This window comes from Brevibacillus agri (assembly GCF_004117055.1).
GTDB classification, from domain to species: Bacteria; Bacillota; Bacilli; order Brevibacillales; family Brevibacillaceae; genus Brevibacillus; species Brevibacillus agri.
In genome coordinates, this window is the sequence record NZ_CP026363.1 from 1,916,088 (window position 1) to 1,936,419 (window position 20,332).

Consider the following 20,332-nt stretch of genomic DNA (forward strand, 5'->3'; position numbering starts at 1 on the left):
AGATGCGGGGGAGAGAGAAAACCAGGAGGTAAGAAATGGCAACAAAGGCCAAGAAGAAAGTCAGGAAGAAGAAAAACAACTTGCTGATGATTGCCGTAGGATTCGCAGTCTTTCTCATCTTGAGCGTCATTGGGGGATACTTCTCCCTGTTGTATGCGGGAGACCGGATGATTGCGGAAAACGAACAGAAGCTGAAAGATTTGAAAACAGAACCAACCGTCATATACGACAAAAACGGCGAAGAGATGACGAGCCTGATTCGTCAAAAAAACCGTGAATACAAGCCGATCAACGAGATGCCGAAAATTTTGATTAACGCGTTCCTCGCCGTCGAGGACAAACGCTTTTTCGAGCACAAGGGCGTCGACATGATCCGGATCGGCGGAGCCATTATCAATGACATTAAAAAAGGTTCACTGGCTGAAGGGGGAAGCACGATTACCCAACAGCTAGCCCGCAACGTATTTCTCACCCTGGACCAAACGTTTTGGCGCAAGACGAAAGAGATGAGTATCGCGATCGGACTGGAGCGCCGATATTCGAAGGATCAGATTTTGGAAATGTACTTAAACCGCGTCTATTTGGGCGAAGGGGAGTTCGGCGTCGAGGATGCGTCCAACTACTACTTCGGACACTCTGTCAGCGATGACGAATTCACCATTGCCAAAGCAGCGATGCTGGCGGCGATTCCGAAAGCGCCGACGACTTATTCGCCGTTCAACGACCCGGAAAAGGCGAAGCTGCGCCGGGATACCGTCATTCGCCTGATGTATGAGCAGGGCATCATTACCGAAGCGCAAAAAAACGAAGCGCAGGCAGAGCCGCTGCCAACCGAACCGACGGAAGTAGCCGGAGCCAGCCTGAAAAAAGGCTACCGCGCCTTTTTCGACCATATGGTAGAGGAAGCGGACGCCAAGTACGGCGTGACAGAGGAAGAGCTGTACCGCGGCGGCTGGCAAGTGTACACGACGTTTGATCCGAAAGTGCAGGATGCCATGATCGCCGAGTATGCCAACGCGAAAAACTTCCCGAAAGACGGGGCGAAGCGCGGCGTCGAATCGGCCATGATCGTCGTGGATGCGAAAAACGGCGGCATCGCCGGGATGATGGGCGGCCGCAACTACGCGGCAAAAGGCTTCAACTACGCGACAGACATGAAGCGTCAGCCGGGCTCCAGCTTCAAGCCGCTGGCTGTGTACGCGCCAGCGATTGACTCAGACAGCAAGTGGGGGCCAAATTCTTCGCTCAGCAACAAAAAGCAGAGCTTTAACGGCTACGAGCCTCGCAACTACAACAACAAATACAGCGATTCCGTAAGCATGAACCGCGCGTTGATCGATTCCCTCAACGTGCCGGCGGTTTGGCTGTTGAATGAGATCGGCGTCCAAACAGGCATCGATTACTTGCAAAAATTCGGCATCGAGCTGGCGCCGGAGGACCGTAACCTGGCGATTGCGCTCGGAGGTCTCAGCAAAGGGACGTCTCCGCTGAAAATGGCGCAAGCCTATACCGCTTTTGTCAACGGCGGGGTCATGTCCGAGGCGCACACGATCACGAAAATCGAAAACAAGAGCGAAGGTGTCGTCCGGGAGTACGAAGGCAAACAGACCGAAGTACTGAAGCCGAAAGCGGCTTGGGCTGTTCACACCATGTTGGAAAGAGCGGTTCAGGAAGGGACGGGGAAAGCGGCCCGCATCTCCGGTCGCCACGTTGCCGGAAAAACGGGTACGACCCAGTCGATCGCCGGGGACAGCAGCGTGAACAAGGATGCCTGGTTCGTCGGCTATACGCCGGAATACGTCGGCGCCGTCTGGATGGGCTTCGACCCCGAGGACAAACAGCACTTGATGCGCCAGGGCAGCAGCTTGACCGCGCAAATGTTCTCCAAGGTGCTCGCAGCAGGCTTGAAGGGCGTGAAGGCGACAGACTTCGTGCGGCCGGATGGCGCAGTGGAGGAACAGCCGGAGGAAGAAGCAGCTCAACCGCTGCAACTGGCGGCAGACCTGACACTCGACAACAACCAGTTGAAAGTCGTCTTGAGCTGGATTGGCGGAGCGCCTGATTACACATACGATGTGTACCGCGTCAAGCAAAATGGCGAGCGCGAGCTGATCGCGGCGGGATTGAAGGACACGACGTTCGTCGATGCGCTGGATAATCCGAACGAGTACCGCTATGTCGTCGTTCCGCGCAACGCCCAGGGCGAGGAGCAGACGCCTTCGCCGATTACGAGCATTAACTCGCAAAACCTGGAAAACTTGATTAATGCAGGAGATAGCCATCACGAGGACGGCAACAGCCAGGAGCAAAACCCGGACGGAACAGGAACCGACAACGGCGACGGCACGATCCAGTTCCCGCCGAACTTTGGCGGCAACAACAATCCGGGCAACGGCGGCCAACCAGGCGGCCAAGATCCGAACGGAGGCCAGGGAAATCAAGGCAATCCAGGAAACCCGGGAAATGCTGGCGAAATCCCGCCAGACATCGCCAATCCGGACAACGGGCAATCAGGCGGTTCTACAGGCGGCAATCAGCAGCCGGCACAGCCTGTAGATGGCGCTCAGCAACAGACTGATCCCAATGGAACGAATGGCGGTTGAGTAGCATAGGATAGACAACTCGACAGATTCAACTATTTGCACATCTTCTTTCGCGTGGTACAATACCAGTAAATCGGGAGACAGGGGGGACAGTCCATGTCTGACTTCGCACAAAGAGATTTGCCCACTTTTTTCAAGGACCAATTACGCCGAGCCAAAGTGAATTTTGAGCGAGCTCTCGACTGTAAACATACCGATTTTGACGACCTTTACCCATATATGAACGAGCAGCCACAGTTTTTCTGGTACAAACGTTACGTCGCCTGGTCAGAGCTGCTGACTGTCGTGCGGCTGGCTGAGGAATTGGGCGTCGATTGGACAGAGGATTTTAGCGAGCAGCAGGTGGAATTTGTCAAAGGCAAAGTTCTGCAAGGAAAAGTGCTCGATTACTGGAATCCGGAAGAAGAACAGGAAGAAACGATCAGTCAGTTGGAAGAAGAAAAATAAGGCCATAAAAAATAAGGCGCGTTCCCGATGGCGGGGCGCGCTTTTTTCAGTGGAAAACGAGGTTTGCCGCCGGGCAAAAACATGGCGATGACCGCTTGCCGCGAGCAAAGCGGTCATCGCGTTTTTTTGGATGGAATCGCCACGTAACCAGCGATGATACTGGTTCGTCTTTTCATAGGGAGATTAATGCAGCCAGGTGTATATGACGTTGGGCGTCTCTTCCTCGGGTCCCGCCGGAAGGATGAAGAGAGCCGGGTTGCTCCACGGCTGGGCGGGTACGGGGGCATTCGAGATGATAAATTCCGTGCCCAGCGAGACAAAGGTGTACAGCTCCTCCACGGCGGCATTGAACAGCCGGACACAGCCGAGCGAGACGGACGTTCCGATGCTCTCGGGGTGGTTGGTTCCGTGGATGGCGTAGCCGTTGCCTTGAAACACCAGACCGCGTGTTCCGTAAATGTTGTCGTGGCCGCGCGGTTGGTTGATCTTTTGCAAAATCGTGTAGTAGCCCTCGGGTGTCGAGTCGTTTTTGCCGATCGCTGCCGGATAGCTGCGGACGAGATGCGTACCGCTGACCAGTTGCAGCGTATGCGACTTTTGCGAAAGCCGGACCTGGAGAGGGGCGAGCGGCGACAGCGGCTCCGGATAGCCTGGCAGCGGCAGGACGTCGCGCAGGCTCGCCCATGCCGATCCGCTCTGAAAAGCGTGCGGATGGTACGGGTAGCTTTTCAGCAGCAGCCGCTTTGGCGGGAGCGGAACCTGCGGCAAATAGTTGCCGGGATAGCTGCCCGCCAAATCCGCCAGACTGGCAGGGAGAGTCCCTTTTTGCTGGTAGTAGCGATAGAGAGAGTTGCGCAATGTCAGCACATGCTGCAACGTTTGCTGCTCGACTGCCAGATCGCCTCTCGCGGCTGCCAGCGTCGCCCCCGCATCAAAGCTGGCAGGAGAACCGAACCAGCGCTGGCTGATGACCGTCCGGCTGACTGGATTGTACTGCAGAACGCCCAGCACCTGTTTGGGCTGATAAAACAACAACGGCGTAAACAGCGGCGAGCCGGGAACCTCTGGAACAACGAGTACGGTGTAAGGCTGTGCGAGCGCCGGGCGCCGCGCCTCTACATAGCGACGCACCTGGCTTTGCAACTCCTTGGGGCTGAGCGTCGCGGGAACGGCAATCACCTCGACGTGCGGCTGCACAGGAGCAGGCGCGCTGGCGGGGACTGCCTGTGGCTGCGCGCTGGCAGCAGGCGCCCCATCCTGCAAAGGTCCGGGTGAAAACACAAATTGGGCGTACAAAAAAGCGAGCGAAGCGAGAAGCAGGCGTGCCCGGTTGCGCCAGCCTTGGCGGCTTTGCTCGCGCAGCAATTTTTGATAGGCGTCTCGCGCCTCGTCGTAATAGGGGCCTTGTTTGGCAAAAAGACTTTGTCTGTAAGCGGCCAGCGCCTGTCGCGTGTCTCCTTGTGCCTCGCGGGCCTGGCCGAGATGATACCAGCCGATCGCTTCATCCGGGTGTTGCTGTGTGAACCACCGGTAAAAGGAGAGATCGCTCTGTTCTGGATATTTCATATGAAAGGCGCTTTTTTCCTGAAGAAAGGAAACCTTGTCCACCGATACTCCCCCCTATATGGTTGTATCGGCGTGGCTCGGCAAAAAAGTGAGGGTGGAGGGGAAAATATTGGTTTATTTACGGACGATCAAGCTGCTGCGCGAGCAGTTTCCCGATGCCAGGCGGTACCCGTTTGACCTGCCGTCGTTGCGCGCGCTCGAAGCGATCGAGCTTGCGGCCAGCGTGACGTTTTTTGTCGGGGAAAACGGCTCCGGCAAGTCGACCTTGCTCGAGGCGATCGCCTATCAGTGCGGCTTTCACACGGCAGGCGGTTCCCGCCACAACTACTACAGCGTAGACAAGGCGGAAGCGAGCCTCGGCGACTACATCCGGCTGTCGTGGATGCCCAAGCAGACCAACGGATTTTTTCTGCGGGCGGAAAGCTTCTACCAGTTTGCCAGCCATATCGACGAGATTGGCGGCACAGCCAGCTATGGCGGGAGATCGTTGCATTCGCAATCGCACGGGGAAGCGTTTATGGCTTTGTTCACCAACCGCTTTAACGGAAAAGGAATCTACCTGCTGGACGAGCCGGAGGCGGCTTTGTCGCCGAAGCGGCAACTGGCGTTTTTGTACCTCATGCGCGAACTCGTCGAGGAAGGGGCGCAGTTTCTGATCGCCACGCACTCCCCGATCTTGCTGGGCTACCCCGGCGCGGACATCTATACGTTTGACGAATCTCCCGCGCAACCGATCCGCTATCAGGATACGGAGCATTACCAGTTGACCCGGAGGTTTCTGGAGAAGCCGGATGCTTTTTTTCGCGATTAATTTTTTTCCTGCTGTCACAAAAAAGGCGTCGGCGGTTTCTATAAGGTGTAGAACGCAAGAGGGAGCGTCAAGACAGTGGCTGTGCAGGAAGGAGGAGGATTGATGGAGATGCAGGCAAAGCTGGCGGTGAACCAGATGCGGGCCAGAGCGGAAACGGACTCGTTTCAGGAGCTGTTTACGGCCTACTACCCGTTCGTTGTCCGACAGATCATGCGGATTGTGCGTGAACAGCAAACAGCGGAGGATATCGCCCAGGAAGTGTTTCTCTCCTTTTACCATACAGATCGCTCCGCCATCGAAAATATTCCGGCATGGCTGGCCAAAGCGGCTCTCTATGCGGCCTACAACCATCTGCGCTCCGAAAAGCGCAGGCAGGACAGGCAAGAGCGCGGGACAGCGGATCAGGCTTGTGTCATGCCTTCGTCCGAAGAAGTATGGCTGGAGCAGGAAGCGCTCAGCCACGTCCGCGAGGTGCTCGATGAGCTGGATGAGCGGGAACGTACCTTGCTGCTTATGAAATACTCCGGCTTTCCTTATGCCGAGCTGGCAAAAGCGACGGGAATGCAGGCCAGCTCCGTCGGGACGGTTCTGGCGCGAGCGAAGAGCAAGTTTCGCAGGCTATATGAGCGGGTCAGGGGGGAAGAAGGATGAAATGTGCCGACACAGGCTTGATTCAGACGTTTTTGGACGGGGAATGCGACGCGCAGCAAAGCGAAACGTTTCGCGCTCACCTGGCTGAGTGCGAACAGTGTCAGGCTCGCCTGGAAGAGCTGACGGCTCTCGATGTCTGGACGCGCGAAAAAATCGAAGCGCACGTTTTTGCCCAGGCGGACCAGGCGAAGATCGATACCGACGCCGCGTGGCAGCGTTTCTCGCAAACCGCAGGAACAACGAAAAAGAGCGATCTGCGCGAGTGGGACAGCCACGAGCAGCGCAGCGCGAAAAGGAGCTGGAAACAGATGAACAAAACGACAAAACGCTGGATGACGGCAGCGTCAGCAGCAGCCGTAGTGGCGGTATCCCTTTCTTTTCCGCAAGTGCAGGCGGCCGCCAATGATTTTCTGTCCATTTTCCGCATGAGCAAGGTCGAATTTGTCAAAGTGACGCCGAAGGACTTGCAGCAAGTGGAAAGCTGGATTGCAAACGGCAATGTCGGCGAGATGGATTTGCAAGGAATCGGGAAAATCTGGATCGACGGCGTGGATAAAGACAAGCAGGAAAACCGAAACCAATACTACAACAGCAGAGAGGCCGCCGAGAAAGCGGGCGTCAAGCTGCCGAAGCTGCCGGATGGGCTGATCGTGGACGGCGTAGAGGTGACTTCCCCGTATCGCGTGCACCTGGAAATCAACACCGAGCGGGCGAACAAGCTGCTGGCCCAACTGCAGGTAGAGGCGAAATTCGATGAGAAGCTGGACGGCCAGCGCATCTCGTTGGAAATTCCGAAGATGCAAAAGACGTGGATCGCCACTGGCAAAGACAGCTATTCCTACTCCGTGGTGGACGCGCCTGAGCTGAAAGCGCCAGAGGGCGTAGATTTGCTCCAGTTGCGCGAGACAGTGCTGGCGCTGCCGTTCATTCCGGATCAGGTGAAAAAGCAAATGCTCGACATCAAAGACTGGAAGCATACGATTCCGGTGCCGTACATGGCTGACGGCAAGAGCGACATGAAGGAAGTCAAGGTAAACGGCGAGGACGGCATGCTGGTCACCGGCAGGTACGATACGCATCTCGTCTGGCAGCAGGACGGAAAAATTCACATGCTCGAAGGCAGTGACAAGAGTGGAGAAGCGCTGCTGGCTTTGGCGAAGCAGTTGAAATAGGGCAGGCAAATCGCGCGAGCGGATTGGCAGAGTTTTCCTGAAAGGGGAGGCTCTGCTTTGTCCCGTTTATCGTCAGAAAGAGGAGGCAACAGATGTCTGATTACGTCATCGAGACCTGGGAGCTATCCAAGCAGTACGACGGCAAGGCAGGATGCAAAAACATTACGCTGCAAGTGCCGCGCGGGTCGGTGTTTGGCTTTCTCGGGCAAAACGGCGCCGGAAAAAGCACCTTTGTCCGAACGATGCTGGGGCTGTTGCACCCGACAAAAGGCAGGGCGGTCATGCTCGGCCACCCGATCGGCAGCGTCGCGTCGCGCCAAAAAGTCGGGTATTTGCCCGAGCTGTTTCGTTATCCGGATTGGCTGACCGGACAGCAGCTCCTGGAACATCATGCCGAGCTGTGCGGCCTGTCCCGGACGGAGAGCAAGGCCGTCATCCGCCATGTGCTGGAGCTGGTGGGCATGGCTGGCCGCGAGCGCGAGCGGATTCGCGGCTACTCCAAAGGCATGCAGCAGCGCATCGGGATCGCCTGCGCTTTACTGTCCGATCCCGAGCTGATTTTTTTGGACGAGCCGACTTCAGCGCTTGATCCGATTGGGCGAAAAGAAGTGCGCGAGCTGATTGCCAGGCTGCGCGATCAAGGCAAAACGATTTTTCTCAACAGCCATCTGCTCAGCGAGATGGAGAGCGTCTGCAACTACGTCGGCATCATCCATCGCAGCGAGCTGGTCGTGCATGGGGAATGGCGCAAGCTGAGCAGCGTCGCTCCTCAGATTGAGCTGACCGTAGAGGCGGCGAGCTTTGCCGCGAGCGAAGAACTGCCGGCCTTCGTCACTGACCGGCGGCTGCACAGACAAGACGCTGACCGCTCTACGTGGCTGCTGACGCTGGATCGGGACAATCGGGTGCCGGAGCTTTTGCAGGCGTTGATCGCCAGAGGCGTCGCGGTGCATGGGGTTGTGCAAAAGCAGCAGTCGCTGGAGGAAGTATTTTTGTACTGGGTGCAAAAGAAGGAGGGGGAAGCGCATGTGGCCGATCATGAAAATCACGTATAGGGAGATGCTCTCCAAGCGGATTTTTACGATTACGATGATGATGTCGCTTGCCTTCCTGCTGCTGTTTGGCGTGGCGACCTGGTTTGCGGCGCGGGAGCTGGGCCGTGAGCTGGGAGGCAGCGCGACCGACGTGCTGATGCAAAAAAACTTTTTCTCCACCCAACTGCTCGGCATGGGCTTGTACTTCGGCTCCTTCATTACCGCGCTGCTCGCGATTTTAAGCAGCGTCGGCAGCATTGCGTCTGAAGTGGAGAGCCACCAGATTGATACGTGGCTCGCCCGGGCGCTGCCGCGGCACAAATACGTGCTCGGCAAATTCGGCGGGCTTTCGAGCATGCTCATCCTCTACGCCATCCTGATGTTTTTGGGCATCCTCGGGATCAATCAGTGGGTGGGCGGAGGCGTACTGGCCGCAGACGTGAGCGCCCAGCAAGTGTTGTCCTCCCTGGGCTATTTTGTCCTGATGCCCGTCATTCTGGTCTGCGTGTCTCTTTTGCTCAGCAGTGTGACGACGACGGTGACAGGCGGAATCGTCCTGATTATTTTGTACGGGATCAGCTTTATCGGCGGGTTTGTCGAGCAGATCGGGTCGATCATCGGACAAGACGCGCTCATCAACATCGGCATTATTTCCAGTCTGCTGTTTCCGACCGACTCGCTGTTCAGGCAAGCGACTGTTGTGCTGTTTGACACGGCAGACGATCCGCTGTCCTTTGCGACCCAAGGCATATTCGGCACCATGTCTCCGCCGAGCGACGCCATGCTTTTTTACACTGTTATTTACGGAGCGGTGATGTTGGCGCTGGCTGTCCGCTTGTTCGGAAAGCGCGATGTGTAACGGGAACAGCCCGAGCCGGACAGCTCGGGCAAAGGCAGCCTGGCGCTGGAGTTAGTTGCGGTCTGTCTCCGAGCGGGCCTGGACCGTTTTTTGTTCTTGTTGTTGCAGAAGCTGGATCAATTGGTCCAGCTTTTCATTTCGTTCGCGGTCCAGCGAGGTCTTGTTTTTCATGAAGCGGATCAGGCTGAAAATCAAATAAATGATTAGACCGTAAAACAGCAACATTATCAAGAGCGGGATGGCAGAAACACCGACGTTAAGCATGAAAACCTCCAGTTTAGGAAAATATAGGTTGTCTTATTGTAACATGCAACGGGACGAGTGGACACGATGTTCGTGAATTTTATGACGTTAATGAAAACAATGCGGGTAAAACTGTTTATGCGCAAATTCTATTCGGACTTTTACGAAGATTGCTATAATGGCAGCGCAAAATGAAAGCGCATTCTTCCAAGGAGGAAATCGGGAAGCAGATGGTGGGCGGCGATAACGAGGCGGTGTTCGCGGGAAACTCGATCATCTCCGAGACAGTCGGTTCGCTCGGACCGGGGCTGCGGGGACAGACGCCGATCTATAATGACGCAGGGCAAGTGATGGGAGTCGTGTCTGTCGGCTTTTTGCTGGCAGATATTGACGAGACGATCGAATCGTACCGCGACCGGATTGTCGTGGTGGGGATCGTTACACTGCTGTTGGGCGTTGCTTGCACGATGCTGCTTGCTTGCTCGGCAAGCTGAACCAGGCCAACGAACGCAAAATCGAGCTGAAAATCGACCCGGACAGCAACTTCCGCGACATTCCCGCCGCGATTGACCGGGCGCAACTGATTGTCATTTTGGGCAATTTGCTCGATAATGCGATGGACGCCGTTTTGTCGCCGGGGGCGTTTGCGCAGGAGGTTACGATTTTTTTGTTGGACATGGAGGAAGTGCTGCTGATCGAGGTGGAAGATCGCGGGCCAGGCATCTCGCGCGAAAACGCCGAACGGGTATTCGAGCTGGGGTTTTCGACCAAAGCGAAACCGAATCACGGCTACGGCCTGCATCTGGTGCAACAGGCGGTCGCGGAGCTGCACGGCAATATTACGCATACAGGCAATCCGTCGGGCGGAACGATTTTTACCGTGACGCTTCCGAAAAGAAGCTCGCACGTCGCAGACATGAAGGAGGGAGAGCAGCGTTGAAAAGCATGGCGGGGAGCAACATACGGGTACTGATTGTCGAGGACGACCTCAGAATCGCCGAGGTGAACCGACGATTTGTGGAAAAAGTGGAGGGCTACGAGGTTGTAGGCATTGCCACCAATGGACAGGAGGCGCGGGACCAGTTGGAGCTATTGCAGCCGGACCTGGTGCTTTTGGACATTTATTTTCCGGACATGGACGGGCTTGATTTTTTGTCGGTGATGAAGGAAGAGTTTCCCGTGTGCGACTGCATCATGGCTGTTCAGGGAAGACAGGGCACCCCCGCCGATATAACAAGCGACGTACACAAGGACAAGAAAGTCGGCCAAAAGGAGCGCATAAACGTTTCCTGCTGCCGAACCCTTTTGTAAATCAACAGGAAGACGATTGATAGAAGAAAGCTGGTGGTGTGTATGCCCGTCAACGTATAGCAAAAGAGAGGATCGCCGACGTCTTTGAGCAAGACTAGATCGGCATACAGAAAAAAAGGATAGCACATGAGCAGAAACAGCGAGGTCATGCGCAACCGGGTGAATAACAAGTTGGTGTTCCATTCATGAAAGGCTTCATCATGCTATTCATCTGTTGATCTCAATCCTTTGCTGGAAGGTCGAAAAAACTCCACGTAAGCACGAACGATTCCGATAGCGTGTTCACGTGGAGGCATGTGCCTTGTCCAAAAGGCGCGTTTCTTCTATTTAATGATGCAGCTTGCCTCTACCCGATAAATACGCTGTCCGCGGGACGAAAAGCGCTCTTCGTACTCCGTCATGACGTTCTCCTCTGCGAGCTTCGACTGGTGCAGGTCAAAAGTGATGTTGCGCATCTGGAAGCGCTCGGCAGCGAACTGATTGAGCGAAAACTCAAAGAGCTTTTCATTGTCTGTCTTCAGATGAATCTCTCCGTCCTCGGCAAGCACCTGACGATAGTTGTTCAGGAAGCGAGGATGGGTGAGACGGCGTTTGGCGTGGCGTGTCTTGGGCCACGGATCGCTGAAGTTCAGATAGATGCGGACAATCTCGTGATCGGCAAACAGCTCGGTCAGCTTGGAAGCGTCAAACTGGACAAAGGCCAGATTCGGAATCGGCTTGTACTCTGTCCGCTGCAAGGCGCGCAACACGACCTCCGCTTTCAGCTCGACAGCAATGAAATTAATATCAGGGTGACGCTGTGCCAATGTATTAATGAAGCGTCCTTTTCCACAGCCGATCTCCACGTGGATCGGATTGTCATTTCCGAAGCGTTCTTTCCAGCTTCCTTTATAGGAAAGGGGATTGTCCACAAACGTCGGATATTCTCGCAGGGCCGCTTCGGCACCTGGAATGTTACGCAGTCGCATGATGTGCCTCCTTAAAACGAACTCTTTTCTACTTTACGCTGACTCCCTGCAGGTTGCAAGCATAGAGAAGGAAGAGTAGAGAGAATCCAGTTTCTTCCCCAGCGAAAATCGCGAGAACAGGAACTTTTTGCAAGAGGAACTAGGCCATAAGTCGCATGTTATGCGGGAAGTAGACGCTTGGCACTGGATATAATTGGTCAAATTGCGAGGAACATTTTGGCAAGAAAATAAACTGAAAATTTGAGGAATGCCCATGATATCGGGCTTGAGCGCGTCAAGCGGTAATCGTATCCATTTGCCCAAGCGGTTTTTGCCAAGTTTTTGGTAATTTCACTGGGCAACAGCTTTGGTAAAGTAGAGAACAAGTGAGAGGTCAGCCAAACTTTGCATAAAGTAAGCTTCTACCGAAACGATTTCGTAGAAGCGTGTTCTGTCAAAAGGGAGGATGAACAACATGAAACTGCGAAAAACCCTCATCGGAATTGTAATGGGCTTGACACTTGGCGTAACGGCGATTGCCATGCCGATGCCTGGAGAAAATGTAGCTCATGCTGCTTGGTCGCAAGCAAAAGCGGACAAGGTTATTGCCACTGGGAAAAAATATTTGGGTACACCTTATAAATTCGGGGCAAGCAAAAATACGACAGCCGTCTTTGACTGCTCTTCTTTCACGCAACGCGTTTTTCGTGTGGCAGTAGGCAAGAGCTTGCCGCGAACGTCGCGCGACCAGGCGAAAAAAGGAATCAGTGTGTCCAAAGCCAACCTGAAAAAAGGGGATCTGGTCTTCTTCAAGGCGAGCACAACGACGAAGTCCAAGCGGATTACCCACGTAGCGATTTACGCTGGCAACAACAAGCTACTACATACCTACGGGCAACCCGGTGTGACTTTTACAGGTTTTAAAGGCACATCCTGGGAGAAGCGCTTTGTCTCGGCGCGCCGCGTCCTGTAGCGTTATTTCGAATCTCTCTACTTATTCATACGTCTCACAGCGCCGTTCGTTGCGAGATAGGAGCAAGAAAATCTTGGAAAAAGCGAAGCAGGCAAACAGGAGGGCGGTCCAGTCGGATCGTCCTTTTTGCTGTCCAAGCGCCGGGGGAACGCCTCTTTTTTAGCATGCCCGATTCGCTTCGCGCAACAGCAGAAGCATGGGCAATTGCCTTGATTTATCAATAGCAGTTTGCGTGTACAAGGAGTAGTATGGATGACGGATAAGCTAGGAGAAAACCTTGATGGAGAACGGAAAAAAGGAGCAATCCGATGCAGACAGGTGGAGGCAAAAAAAGCAAAAACTTCTCGTTTGCCATGATCGCGTTGATGATGGTGCTGATTTTGTTGACCGGATGCGCCGCTTTTTTCGGGGAAGAACGAAAAGCCGACGACGGTACACCAAAATCCAAAGTCGCCCCAACCATCATTCGCTCCACAGGAGAAAAGAGCAAGGCGATTCCGTTTGTGTACACCACCAGGCGGGAGCTATCGCTCACCTTCAATGGAATGACAGACAGCGACACGATGAAGAAGCTTTTGGATGAACTGGACAAGCATCATCTGAAGGCTACTTTCTTTTTGCCTGGCATGCGGGGCGCAGAAGAGCCGGAGCTGGCAAAAGAAATCGTCGCGCGCGGACATGATAATGCACGCCAACGCGCTCTACCAGGGGATGAACCGGCTCGTGTCCGATGTGAATGACGCCAACATCCGGCAACTGTTTGTGATGCATTTCAACAGGGAGGGCAACGCCTGCAATACCGCCGAGGACAGCCTGTACAACCTGACGCGCGTCCAGGCTGCTCTTTACTGGTACACGAACCATTTGCTGATGAAAATTCAGAAGGATACGCAGCAAAAGGTCAAATTCGTGCAGGGCGACGAACAGCAGGCGGCAAAGTGGGAGCGAATGGGCGGTGCGGAGGAATTTGGGGACAACAGCATCGTGCTGACTTCGCCGCCCGGTGAAAGCGGCATGCTGTATTTGCGCGACAGCGAGAAGTACCGGGATGTGCGCGTGTCAGCCAAGCTGGAGGGCAATGTCGTCGGCAGACAAACCATTTACTTGCGCTACGATCGCCAAAAAGAGTCGTTTGTCCGCTTGCTTTTGGAAAACAATGAGCTCAAGCTGGAAGAGAAGCAGGCAGGCCGTCCGCTGGTCGAGCTGTCCAAGGCAACATTGAGCGAGATCCACTGGAAGCCGGAAGACCTCGCCTACGACAAGGCGACAGTGTACAGCAAAGCCCAGACAGAGGCAGGGGCGGCAAAAGAAGACCCGGGCTATCCGGTCAATATTTCGCATATGCGGCTGCGGGAGATCGCGCTCAGCGGGAAGCGACTGACGGTGTCTGTGGACAAGCAGGTCGTGATCGACAGCCAGGAGACGGCGCAAGACAGCGGCGGTATCGCCCTGGAATCGCGGTATAGCGAGCAAAACCAAAAAGACGACATATACGATGCCGTTTTTACGGATGTGAGCGTGGTTGCGCCGGCCGCTGGCGAGCCGGGCAAGGAGACAAACCTGTTCAGGAATGCGTATTCCGGCTGGCGGGTTTGATTGGGCGGAGACAGGCGAGGTGACCGCGCTCACGGAGCAGCAGGCGCTGGAGCTGACAAAAGCGTGCGCTTCATGGATCAGTAACAAGCGGCTTTTGCTTTTGCATAGGAAAAACCCCCTGCCTGAGCGGACAGCTTGTCCAAAGGCAGGGGGTTGTCTTTTATAAAGAAACGCGACTAGATTTTCATAACGCCGCCCATGCTCGCATTCGTCACCAGCTTGGAGTAGCGGGCCAGGTAGCCTGTTTTGACTTTCGGCTGGAATTCCTGCCAGCCTTCGCGGCGGCGGGCCAGCTCAGCCTCGTCCACGTGCAGGTGGATCGAGCGCTCTTCGAGGTCGATGGAGATGATGTCTCCGTCCTGGACGAAAGCGATCGGGCCGCCTTCCGCCGCTTCCGGCGAGACGTGGCCGATACTGATTCCGCGGGAAGCGCCGGAGAAGCGTCCGTCTGTGACGAGCGCGACTTCCTTGCCGAGTCCCATCCCGACGATTTGCGAGGTAGGAGCGAGCATTTCCGGCATGCCGGGGCCGCCTTTTGGTCCTTCGTAGCGAATGATGACGACGTGCCCGGATTTGATCTTGCCAGCGGCGATGCCCGCCAGTGCTTCCTCCTGCGAGTCAAAGCAGATCGCCGGACCTTCGTGTCTTTTAATAGAAGGATCGACACCGCCGGTTTTGATGATCGAGCCTTGCTCGGCCAGGTTGCCGAACAGGACGGCCAGACCGCCGGAGGCACTGTACGGATTTTCCAGACGACGAATCACCTGGTCGTTTTTGATTTCGGCGTTGGCGATGTTTTCTGCCAGCGTCTTGCCTGTCACGGTAATCCGGTTCGGATGAATCGCGCCTTCTTTGCGCGCGATCTCCTTGAGCACAGCGGACACGCCGCCCGCTTCGTGGCAGTCCTCGATGTGGTAGTCAGAGGATGGCGCCAGCTTGCAAATGTGCGGGATGCGCTTCGCCACTTCGTTGATGCGCTCGATCGGGTATTCGATTCCCGCTTCCTGGGCGATTGCCAGCGTGTGCAAAACGGTATTCGTAGAGCCGCCCATCGCCATGTCGAGCGCGAAGGCGTCGTCGATCGCTTCCAGCGTAACGATGTCGCGCGGCTTGATGTCTTGCTCGATCAGGTGCTTGAGCTTTTCTGCGGAGGATTTTACCAGCTCGCGGCGCTCCGGAGAGACGGCGAGAACAGTGCCGTTGCCTGGCAGCGCCAGACCGATCGCTTCGAGCAGACAGTTCATCGAGTTGGCGGTAAACATACCGGAACAGGAACCGCAGGTTGGGCATCCGTATTGTTCCAGTTCTTCCAGTTGCTTGTTGTCGATCAGGCCAGCCTGGTAAGCCCCGACGCCTTCGAATACAGAAGAAAGCGAGATGGAACGGCCGTCACTCGTTTTGCCTGCTTTCATCGGGCCGCCTGTCACGAATACAGTCGGGATGTTGACGCGCAGGGCGCCCATAATCATGCCCGGGGTGATCTTGTCACAGTTCGGAATGCAGATCATGCCGTCGAACCAGTGCGCGGCTACGACCGTTTCCAGGCTGTCTGCGATGATCTCGCGGCTCGGGAGCGAGTAGCGCATGCCGATGTGGCCCATGGCGATGCCGTCGTCAACCCCGATCGTATTGAACTCAAAAGGAACCATGCCAGCGGCACGAACAGCTTCCTTGACCAGCTTGCCAAATTCCTGCAAGTGCACGTGGCCCGGGATAATGTCGATGTAAGAGTTGCAAATGGCGATAAACGGTTTGTCGAAATCCTCGTCCTTTACTCCTGCCGCACGAAGCAAGCTGCGGTGCGGAGCGCGGTCAAAACCTTTTTTAATCATGTCACTTCGTTGTCTAGCCAATGTGAAACTCTCCCTTCCTACACGTGAAAGTTACCTGTCTTATGTTTTGCACTATCTTATCAATTTTTATTAATAGAAACAACTGTAAAAGTCTGAACATTTGCTCAGTCTGCTGCCTGTGAGCGGCTGTGACCGGCTTTTGGAGACATGGCGGAAACCAGCTTTATGGGCTACAATAAAAGGATTGAGTCTATTTTTGTTGGAGTGAACAAAATGATAGAAGAGCTAAAAAATGTCTGGGCGGAAGGAAATGACGAGGAACGGAAAATACTGGAGCTGGCTTTGCAGGCAATCCGCCAGAAGCGCGAGCGCAAAAGCGCCTATTTATCCGGCTTTCTTGGCCTGAAGGGAGAGTTTATCGACGAAACGAAGCAGTCGTATCGCTTCGAGCTGCCTCTCACCGTGTTCATGCACAACTCCGGGGGAGCGGTGCACGGGGGGATTCTCGCCACCTTGATCGACTCGGCCATGGGTTCGCTAATCAACCGCTCGCTGCCGCCGGAGCAGTACGCGGTCACGACCGAATTGAAAATCAACTACTTGCGGCCCGGAGTAGGGAAGCGGCTTCGCGCCGAAGCGACGTTTTTGCACCGGGGGCACACGTTGGTCGTCATGGAGGGCACTGTGTACGACGAGCGCAACAAGCGGGTCGCCCACGGCACCGGGACGTTTATCGTCCTGAACAGAAAATAGCAAAAAGGCGTGCGAAATACGCACACCCCAGAGCTGTTTTTTTACCCAGGCTTTACCGGATCACAACAAGCCCGCTGTATTGTGTAATGTAAGTGAGCATTTTGGCGGAGAGAGGGACGATAAACTCCATGTTTTCCTTCTCCACGATGCCGGAGCGGGAGACGATTCTGGCCCACTTGACGCCGATCTTGTAGTATTGGGAGCCAAACGTGGTGTGGACGGTTTCGCGGTTCAGGCGAAAGGACACGGGCGCGTTGTCGAGCTTATGCGGCACCATGCTGACGATGTCGTGCAAAAACAGGTGGTAGGTCAGGTGCGGCTTGAAAAAGACAAGCTCCTTCGTCGTGACCGAGAAGCCGTAGCTATTGTTCATTTGGGTGAATTTAAGCTCACCCTCCATATTTTTCAGGCGAATGAAATCGCTGTTCATGTTTTCCCCTCCTAAAAGCGTCGGGCACCGATGGGAAAAGGCTGGCTTGTGGCTCGGGACCGCGCTGCGTATCTGTCTTTCGCGAGATGGGTGTCACTCTATCATAGTGAAGTCAGGAGCCGGAATGCAAGGGAAAACAATGACAGACCATAGGAAGGGGCGAAAAGCCGATGCTGGAAATAGCCAAAGAAGCAGCAAGTGCAGCAGGAGCATTTTTAAAGGAGCGTTTTCTCGAACAGCTTACGCCGGATGAGGAACTGCATAACGACGTGAAGCTGCCGGAGGACAAAGGCAGCGAGCAGCGCATTATCGAGGTACTGCACCGCCATTTCCCGACGCATACGATTTTTTCCGAGGAAGTCGGAATGGTCAGCCGCGACGAAGAATATTTGTGGATTGTCGATCCGCTGGACGGCACGAACAACTACTTTATCGGCCATCCGTACTTCAGTATTTCGATTGCCTTGCAGCACAAGGGCGATCTCGTCCTCGGCGTCGTCTACAACCCGGTGGCAGGGCAAATGTTCTGGGCGGAAAAAGGGAAGGGCGCGTTTTTGAACGGCAGGCGCATGTCGATCAACAACCGGACAGACTTGACGCGCGCAGTCGGGACCTACATCCGCGGGCGCAATACGGTGACCAAGCAGGAGGAGCTGGCCTTTACGGAGCCGTTTGTGCTGAACACGAAGCGGATTTTGCGCAACGTCGCTCCGGCGCTCGACTGGTGTCTGCTCGCCAACGGCTGGCTGGACTATATCGTCATGCAGCGCTCGGGCATCATGGACGTCGCTGCGGGGATCGTCATCGCGAGCGAGGCGGGAGCGACCATCACCGACTGGCAAGGGAAACCGTACCGGCACGAGCCGTTTGCCCAAGATCAGGTGCGCTCGCTTTTGGCGACGAACGGGCATTTGCACGAGCCGATTCGCGGCCTGCTGCTGGAGCAGAGCATGGCGGATTGTCTGCGCTAAGGCTTTGCCGGACTGCCGGTAGCGCGACCTTTTTCACAGGAAACATCGCGGCTGGGGCTTGGGTCGGGACTCTCGCACCAGCTTTTTCCTGTTCATCCGATTTTTTTAATTTTTTGGCAACCAAATGTTTCGTAGCGCGTATAAAATGTTGCGTGTCGTGAAAGAAGCAGCATTTTCGTACAAACGGGGTGAAAAAATGGCCAGATTGGAATATCGGCTGCTGGATGAGGCGAACGGTTACCCGGTCTTGTTTTACTACGACCGGATCGACAAGGACGAAGTGTCCTTGCGCTTTGCCTGCGACTACCTGGTGAAAGGGCATGTCGTCTACGAGAAGACTTCCTGCGCGATTGAGCAGGGGACGTACGTGATCTACGTCCGGCATTCGACGGAGGAGACGGCTGTGGACTACGCGGAGAGGCCGTCCGTGCGCTGGGGGAGCATCCAGATCGAGATGCGGGAGTACCGCGAGAACACACGGCTTTACCCGCTCGTGCACACGTTTTCGTTCAAGGACGACGACGATGCTCTCTTGCACTTGCAAAGCGACTATTTGTACCTGAATGGACGCGAGTGGGAAAAAACATCGGCGGAAGTGGACGAAGATCGCCAGGTGTACATTTTCTACGCGCGGCCGGCAGGGTAGGAGGGAAGAGGATGGCACTGACAAAATCGGCCAAGGTCGTCGGCCTGTTCGTGGCTGCTACGATGGCCATCAGCGGCTGTTCGTCAGACTATGATGACGATTGCTACGACAGAGACAATGACGGCTATTGCGACGACGGAGGAAGCAGCTCGCGCGGCGGGTCGTCCACCTACTACGGAGGCGGCTCGTCGAAAAGCAAGTCGCAAGGCGTATCAAGCGGCATTAGCCCGAGCAGCTCCAAGGGCGGTATCGGCAGCTCCGGCGTGTCCAGCTCGGGGTGAGGCCAGTGGACGTGCGGAACCGTAGAGAAGCGCTGTACGCCCCTTTGCGTGAAGAAGGCATTTTTACATGGGATTGGATGTACGGCGAAGAGTACGCGCTGGCCGATCTGCACCTCATCCCGGCATCGTTTCGAGACGAGCTTGCGACGGCAACGGCTGCGCTGGGCCGGATTTTCACCAAAGTGACGCCTGTGCTGCAGCAGGCAGACGACGCGCTCCTGCTCGAACTGGGAGTCCCGCAGCAAGCGCTGCAAACGGTCAGAACCGCCGTTTTGCCCAAGCTGCCTACGGCGATCGGGCGCTTTGATTTTGCCGAGACGCAAGCGGGGCTGAAAATGCTGGAGTGCAACAGCGACACGCCGACCGGGATCGTCGAAGCTTTTTACGTCAACGAGCACGCCTGCCGCTTTTTCGGGGTGAACAATCCGAATGCCGGCATGGACGTCCAGTTGCGCCACGCTTTTGCCAAGCTACTGCAAGCGTACAGGGACATGGGCTATCCGGTAGAGCACGTCTGGTTCAGCTCGCTGGACTGGCACGAGGAAGACAAGGGCACCACGCTTTATTTAATGGAAAAGACGGAGATCGCTGCCCGGTTTGCGCCGCTGGAAAAGCTGCGCGTCTGGGAGGACGGACTGTACGTGCAGGACGGCGACAGCCTGCTTCCCGTCGATGTGCTGTACCGTTTGCATGCGCTGGAAAAGCTCGCAGACGAGCGGGACGAAGACGGCTACCCGACAGGCGAGCACGTCCTGGCGCTGATTGCGGACAGAAAGCTTGCGATCATCAATCCGCCGTCCGCGTTTTTGATCCAGACAAAGGCGCTGCAGGCGCTCATCTGGAACTTGCACGAGGCGGGCGAGTTTTTTACCGCAGAAGAGCATGCGACCATCGACGCCTACATGCTTCCGACCTATTTTGAAAACCGTTTTGCAGGGACAGAAGACTATGTAACCAAGCCCATTTTCGGCAGAGAAGGGGGCGGAGTGGCCCTGTTTGCGGCAGACGGCACTTTGGTGGAGAAAGACCAGGAGGAATTTTACTGGGAGCAGCCGATGATCTACCAAAAGCGGGTGGAGCTGCCCGAAATCACGGTGCAGACCGTGGCGGGTCCCTACGCCGGACGGCTGTTGTGGGGCTCCTTCTGGATTGGCGGGGAAGCATCCGCAATCGTGGCCCGGGTCGGAGGTCCGATTACAAACAACCTGTCGTATTACTTGCCAGTCGGCATGAAAGGATAGCGAA

22 protein-coding genes and 1 pseudogene are annotated in these 20,332 nt (G+C 55.5%); 18 read left to right on the top strand and 5 right to left on the bottom strand.

Annotation, left to right across the window (positions count from 1 at the left end; all coding sequences use genetic code 11):
* Positions 1 to 35 precede the first annotated feature (35 nt).
* Together BA6348_RS09525 and BA6348_RS09530 are read left to right on the top strand one after the other, a co-directional pair.
* Positions 36 to 2,603 (top strand): transglycosylase domain-containing protein, encoded by a 2,568-nt coding sequence (locus BA6348_RS09525; protein WP_025843866.1) that lies wholly within the window; start codon positions 36 to 38, stop codon positions 2,601 to 2,603.
* Positions 2,604 to 2,699: 96 nt separating this feature from the next.
* A complete protein-coding gene (locus BA6348_RS09530; protein WP_005836536.1) occupies positions 2,700 to 3,050 on the top strand; it encodes a hypothetical protein in 351 nt (116 codons plus the stop codon).
* Between the two features lie 183 nt (positions 3,051 to 3,233).
* Here the strand turns inward: BA6348_RS09530 and BA6348_RS09535 are convergent, their stop codons facing one another.
* Positions 3,234 to 4,658, bottom strand: a complete 1,425-nt coding sequence (locus tag BA6348_RS09535; RefSeq protein ID WP_007778989.1) for a L,D-transpeptidase — start codon at positions 4,656 to 4,658, stop codon at positions 3,234 to 3,236.
* A gap of 67 nt (positions 4,659 to 4,725) precedes the next feature.
* Here BA6348_RS09535 and BA6348_RS09540 point away from each other — a divergent pair, with 67 nt between their 5' ends.
* The 5 genes from BA6348_RS09540 (at position 4,726) to BA6348_RS09560 (ending at position 9,143) form a co-directional block, all read left to right on the top strand.
* Positions 4,726 to 5,427 carry an AAA family ATPase gene (locus BA6348_RS09540; RefSeq protein ID WP_007778994.1) on the top strand — a complete coding sequence of 234 codons (702 nt, stop codon included), beginning with the start codon at positions 4,726 to 4,728 and terminating at the stop codon, positions 5,425 to 5,427.
* Between the two features lie 102 nt (positions 5,428 to 5,529).
* Positions 5,530 to 6,078, top strand: coding sequence for an RNA polymerase sigma factor SigX (locus BA6348_RS09545; RefSeq protein WP_007778996.1), 549 nt, complete (start codon positions 5,530 to 5,532; stop codon positions 6,076 to 6,078).
* The gene (locus BA6348_RS09550; RefSeq protein ID WP_025843868.1) at positions 6,075 to 7,250 is read left to right on the top strand and encodes an anti-sigma factor family protein; all 1,176 of its coding nucleotides are present in this window, start codon (positions 6,075 to 6,077) and stop codon (positions 7,248 to 7,250) included. The genes BA6348_RS09545 and BA6348_RS09550 overlap by 4 nt, the downstream gene beginning before the upstream one ends.
* Before the next feature lie 92 nt (positions 7,251 to 7,342).
* Entirely contained in the window at positions 7,343 to 8,305 is a 963-nt protein-coding gene (locus BA6348_RS09555) for an ABC transporter ATP-binding protein (RefSeq protein ID WP_122953289.1), read from the top strand.
* Complete coding sequence (locus BA6348_RS09560; protein WP_007787288.1) at positions 8,277 to 9,143, top strand: ABC transporter permease; 867 nt, start codon at positions 8,277 to 8,279, stop codon at positions 9,141 to 9,143. The genes BA6348_RS09555 and BA6348_RS09560 overlap by 29 nt, the downstream gene beginning before the upstream one ends.
* Positions 9,144 to 9,194: 51 nt before the next feature.
* Here the strand turns inward: BA6348_RS09560 and BA6348_RS09565 are convergent, their stop codons facing one another.
* Positions 9,195 to 9,407, bottom strand: coding sequence for a hypothetical protein (locus tag BA6348_RS09565; protein ID WP_005828385.1), 213 nt, complete (start codon positions 9,405 to 9,407; stop codon positions 9,195 to 9,197).
* A 170-nt stretch (positions 9,408 to 9,577) separates the two neighbouring features.
* Here BA6348_RS09565 and BA6348_RS27285 point away from each other — a divergent pair, with 170 nt between their 5' ends.
* The 3 genes and pseudogenes from BA6348_RS27285 to BA6348_RS27295 all read left to right on the top strand — a co-directional run.
* Positions 9,578 to 9,880: a hypothetical protein gene (locus BA6348_RS27285; RefSeq protein WP_026557846.1), complete on the top strand. Its 303-nt coding sequence runs from the start codon at positions 9,578 to 9,580 to the stop codon at positions 9,878 to 9,880.
* On the top strand, positions 9,865 to 10,326 hold the full coding sequence (locus BA6348_RS27290) for a sensor histidine kinase (protein WP_242507470.1): 462 nt from the start codon (positions 9,865 to 9,867) through the stop codon (positions 10,324 to 10,326). Before BA6348_RS27285 ends, BA6348_RS27290 begins: the two co-directional genes overlap by 16 nt.
* A gap of 5 nt (positions 10,327 to 10,331) precedes the next feature.
* Positions 10,332 to 10,601: pseudogene (locus BA6348_RS27295) on the top strand (response regulator); the annotation flags it as partial.
* Positions 10,602 to 11,020: 419 nt separating this feature from the next.
* Here BA6348_RS27295 and trmB read toward each other — a convergent pair.
* The gene (gene trmB / locus BA6348_RS09580; protein ID WP_122953288.1) at positions 11,021 to 11,665 is read right to left on the bottom strand and encodes a tRNA (guanosine(46)-N7)-methyltransferase TrmB; all 645 of its coding nucleotides are present in this window, start codon (positions 11,663 to 11,665) and stop codon (positions 11,021 to 11,023) included.
* A gap of 454 nt (positions 11,666 to 12,119) precedes the next feature.
* Here trmB and BA6348_RS09590 point away from each other — a divergent pair, with 454 nt between their 5' ends.
* The 3 genes from BA6348_RS09590 (at position 12,120) to BA6348_RS09600 (ending at position 14,213) form a co-directional block, all read left to right on the top strand.
* Positions 12,120 to 12,617, top strand: a complete 498-nt coding sequence (locus BA6348_RS09590) for a C40 family peptidase (protein ID WP_005828388.1) — start codon at positions 12,120 to 12,122, stop codon at positions 12,615 to 12,617.
* A gap of 308 nt (positions 12,618 to 12,925) precedes the next feature.
* The gene (locus BA6348_RS09595) at positions 12,926 to 13,357 is read left to right on the top strand and encodes a polysaccharide deacetylase family protein (protein ID WP_122953287.1); all 432 of its coding nucleotides are present in this window, start codon (positions 12,926 to 12,928) and stop codon (positions 13,355 to 13,357) included.
* The gene (locus BA6348_RS09600; RefSeq protein ID WP_122953286.1) at positions 13,341 to 14,213 is read left to right on the top strand and encodes a hypothetical protein; all 873 of its coding nucleotides are present in this window, start codon (positions 13,341 to 13,343) and stop codon (positions 14,211 to 14,213) included. Before BA6348_RS09595 ends, BA6348_RS09600 begins: the two co-directional genes overlap by 17 nt.
* A 176-nt stretch (positions 14,214 to 14,389) precedes the next feature.
* Here BA6348_RS09600 and ilvD read toward each other — a convergent pair whose 3' ends face one another.
* Positions 14,390 to 16,066: a dihydroxy-acid dehydratase gene (ilvD, locus tag BA6348_RS09605; RefSeq protein WP_005828390.1), complete on the bottom strand. Its 1,677-nt coding sequence runs from the start codon at positions 16,064 to 16,066 to the stop codon at positions 14,390 to 14,392.
* 213 nt (positions 16,067 to 16,279) lie between these two features.
* Here ilvD and BA6348_RS09610 point away from each other — a divergent pair, with 213 nt between their 5' ends.
* Positions 16,280 to 16,759, top strand: a complete 480-nt coding sequence (locus tag BA6348_RS09610) for a PaaI family thioesterase (protein WP_007787272.1) — start codon at positions 16,280 to 16,282, stop codon at positions 16,757 to 16,759.
* A 52-nt stretch (positions 16,760 to 16,811) separates the two neighbouring features.
* On the opposite strand, the gene BA6348_RS09615 is transcribed toward BA6348_RS09610, so the two are convergent.
* On the bottom strand, positions 16,812 to 17,189 hold the full coding sequence (locus tag BA6348_RS09615) for a hypothetical protein (RefSeq protein WP_005828392.1): 378 nt from the start codon (positions 17,187 to 17,189) through the stop codon (positions 16,812 to 16,814).
* A gap of 170 nt (positions 17,190 to 17,359) precedes the next feature.
* Here BA6348_RS09615 and BA6348_RS09620 point away from each other — a divergent pair, with 170 nt between their 5' ends.
* The 4 genes from BA6348_RS09620 to BA6348_RS09635 all read left to right on the top strand — a co-directional run bounded on the left by BA6348_RS09620 (position 17,360) and on the right by BA6348_RS09635 (position 20,328).
* Entirely contained in the window at positions 17,360 to 18,160 is an 801-nt protein-coding gene (locus BA6348_RS09620; protein WP_005828393.1) for an inositol monophosphatase family protein, read from the top strand.
* A gap of 196 nt (positions 18,161 to 18,356) precedes the next feature.
* Entirely contained in the window at positions 18,357 to 18,806 is a 450-nt protein-coding gene (locus tag BA6348_RS09625; protein WP_025843876.1) for a hypothetical protein, read from the top strand.
* Between the two features lie 11 nt (positions 18,807 to 18,817).
* A complete protein-coding gene (locus tag BA6348_RS09630) occupies positions 18,818 to 19,087 on the top strand; it encodes a hypothetical protein (RefSeq protein WP_005828395.1) in 270 nt (89 codons plus the stop codon).
* A gap of 11 nt (positions 19,088 to 19,098) precedes the next feature.
* A complete protein-coding gene (locus BA6348_RS09635) occupies positions 19,099 to 20,328 on the top strand; it encodes a glutathionylspermidine synthase family protein (RefSeq protein ID WP_005828396.1) in 1,230 nt (409 codons plus the stop codon).
* The last annotated feature ends 4 nt before the right edge of the window (positions 20,329 to 20,332 follow it).